Origin of the sequence: Providencia sp. CIM-Carb-044, from assembly GCF_033901115.1 — a bacterium.
GTDB classification, from domain to species: Bacteria; Pseudomonadota; Gammaproteobacteria; order Enterobacterales; family Enterobacteriaceae; genus Providencia; species Providencia hangzhouensis.
The window spans coordinates 1-2,220 of record NZ_JAXADV010000050.1; the positions used below are offsets into that span (position 1 = coordinate 1).

The 2,220-nt window shown below is 52.7% G+C and carries 3 protein-coding genes; all 3 read left to right on the forward strand.

From position 1 onward, the window contains the following. Nucleotides 1-83: 83 nt before the first annotated feature. Nucleotides 84-458, forward strand: coding sequence for a transposase (locus tag SJ312_RS23155; RefSeq protein ID WP_319868408.1), 375 nt, complete (start codon nucleotides 84-86; stop codon nucleotides 456-458). After that, nucleotides 455-802 carry an IS66 family insertion sequence element accessory protein TnpB gene (gene tnpB, locus SJ312_RS23160; RefSeq protein ID WP_248129605.1) on the forward strand — a complete coding sequence of 116 codons (348 nt, stop codon included), beginning with the start codon at nucleotides 455-457 and terminating at the stop codon, nucleotides 800-802. The genes SJ312_RS23155 and tnpB overlap by 4 nt, the downstream gene beginning before the upstream one ends. A 49-nt stretch (nucleotides 803-851) precedes the next feature. Beyond that, on the forward strand, nucleotides 852-2,220 hold a 1,369-nt coding region (gene tnpC / locus SJ312_RS23165; protein ID WP_319868409.1), incomplete at its 3' end, for an IS66 family transposase.

The following is a 2,220-nucleotide window of genomic DNA, read 5'->3' on the forward strand; positions in this document are numbered from 1 at the left end:
GTAAGCGTCCGGCGAACACATCTTTTATTTGCTAACTGATCACGCATCATAGCGCTCACTGTTGCCAACTGTGAGACTTATGAATGCCAGCTTTAAAACACCCCGATGTGCGCCGGGTCTTTTCCCCTGAGTTTAAATGGCAGATTGTCCGAGAATCCAAAGAGCGTACACTGTCCGTTTCTGAATTAGCCCGCAAATACGATGTGAACACCAATCAGGTATTTCGCTGGATGCGTGAAGCTGAGGCGGGTCAGGCTTTGTGGGTCAGACGCGCTAAAGGTGAACCGGATGCGCCTGTAGCTGCTTCAGCTTTTCTACCTGTCAGCGTCCGCCCGGCTAAAGCAGCCCCCGTTTTGCCTAAACCTGCCATCACGGTGTCATTTCGAAGTGGTCATCAGTTGATGTTGCACGAGGCGACACCGGCCATGTTAGCGCAACTGCTGGCAGCGTTATCATGATGATGTTATCGCATGATGTGCGTATCTGGCTGTGTGCCGGTTACACTGATATGCGCAAAGGGTTTGATGGCCTGGCTGCCATGGCGCAGCACGTGCTGCAAAAAGACCCTTTCAGTGGTCATGTGTTTGTCTTTCGCGGACGGCGCAGTGACCGGGTGAAATTACTGTGGTGGGATGGTCAGGGCTTGTGTTTATTCTACAAGCGTCTTGAGCAGGGACAGTTCGTCTGGCCTGTCGCAAAATCCGGTGCTGTGCATTTAACCCAAGCGGAGTTAGCGCTACTGCTTGAAGGCTTAGACTGGCGTCCGCCCGCCAGAAAAAATACGCCAAAAAACACAGCTTAAATACAATTAATCAATGAGTTAGCCATCGCTTTGCGCTATAATACGCCGCATGAAAATGATGGCACCTACCTTACCCAATGACCCGAAACAGTTGCAGGCGATTATCCTGCAGCTGCAGGAAACGCTTGCCCAGCAAGACACGGTTATTGCGTCATTACGCCATCAATTAGCTGTATTAAAGCGCGCCCGTTTTGGTCGCTCCTCGGAGCATCTGGATAAGCAAATCCATCAACTGGAATTGCAGTTAGAAGAGCTGGAGATGCAGACGGCCGCCTTACCGAAACTTACCGATGGCGCTGTCGAAGAGAAAGCCACTGCGCGTCGTCGTGTGACCTTACCGGCACAGTTACCACGTGAAGAAAAGCGTGTTGATGCACCTTGCCAGTGTCCGGCATGTCAGGGCGAATTAACCCATATCGGTGAGGATGTCTCTGAAATGTTGGATGTCGTACCCGCATCTTATCGGGTTATCCGCATTGTACGCCCTAAGTTCAGTTGCCAGCACTGCGACACGCTGGTACAAGGTCAGGCTCCGGAGCGGGTGATTAAAAAAGGCCTGGCCAGCGCAGCATTGCTGACACAAGTGATTGTCGATAAATACCTCGACCATCAACCACTGTACCGTCAGGCTGAGCGGATGGCGCGGGAAGGCATTGATATCGAGCGTTCAACGCTGGCAGACTGGGTTGGTCAATCCGGTGCATTATTAACGCCCCTTGCTGAGGCGATTGGACGCCATGTCAAAGCCGGTCAACATATCTTTGCGGATGACACGACCGCGCCAACCTTATCACCAGGAAAAGGCCGCACACAAACCGGCCGCTACTGGACGTATGTGCGTGATGGTCGTTCCTGGGGCGATACCACACCGCCTGCCGTGTGGCTGCAATACAGTGAAGATAGAAAAAGTCTGCACCCCACTGCCCATTTAACCGGGTATAAAGGTTCACTGCAGGCTGATGCCTATGCCGGTTACAATGCCTTATACCAAAACCACATCACCCAGCATGGTTGTTGGGCCCATGTGCGGCGTAAGTTCTATGACATTACCCAATCCGGCCCGTCCCCCTTGGCAGAAGAAGCCCTGACCATAATCCAATCACTGTATGTGATTGAGAAACAGGCGCGAGGGCAACCACCGGATGCACGACAGCACCTGCGAAGTCTGCAGGCCAAACCCATCCTGATACAGTTTAACAACTGGTTGCAGACAACCCTGCGCACCTTATCAAAAGGCTCTGCGTTGTCCAAAGCTATCCAGTATGCACTAAAGCAATGGGACGCGTTGGTAGCGTACGTGGATAATGGCTATGCTGAGATAGATAACAACAGTGCGGAGCGGTCATTACGGCCCATCGCCCTGGGTCGGAAAAACTACCTGTTTGCCGGCTCTGTTGGCGGAGGGGAACGTGCCGCTG